General features: G+C 68.6%; 1 protein-coding gene. It reads left to right on the forward strand.

The window, feature by feature from the left end; translation table 11 throughout:
* Positions 1 to 276, forward strand: a 276-nt coding sequence (locus tag RM812_RS42605) for a transposase family protein (RefSeq protein WP_311586456.1), incomplete at its 5' end; no start/stop codon positions are given.
* Between the last annotated feature and the right edge of the window lie 135 nt (positions 277 to 411).

Raw genomic sequence — 411 nt, forward strand, 5'->3', positions numbered from 1 at the left:
ATTCGGATCTGCGAACGCCAGGGCGTCCCGGTCCTCGCCGACATGGCCTACATCGGTGCAGGCGACTGGGTCACCACCGCGAAGCGCCGCCCGCCCAACGGCGAACTCACCCCCACCGAGCGGACGGTCAACCGGGCCCTGTCCGCCGCCCGCGCACCCGTCGAACGCGGAGTCGCACGCCTGAAGTCTTGGCGGATCTTCCGCAGAGCCCGCTGCAGCCCCAACGTCATGACAGCCATCTCCAAAGCGGTCCTCACCCTGGAGAGGCAACGCTGAAAATGCTCAGTGTCTGACCGTTCGGGGCGACGAGCTGTTCGAGCTGACGGACGCGTTGCTGTGCGCGGATGGGCCGGTGCGGGCACCGGTGGACCTGACGCTGGTGGCCGAGCACAGGCGAGGGCACGGCGCTAT

This window comes from Streptomyces lancefieldiae, from assembly GCF_031845825.1.
Classification (GTDB): domain Bacteria; phylum Actinomycetota; class Actinomycetes; order Streptomycetales; family Streptomycetaceae; genus Streptomyces; species Streptomyces lancefieldiae.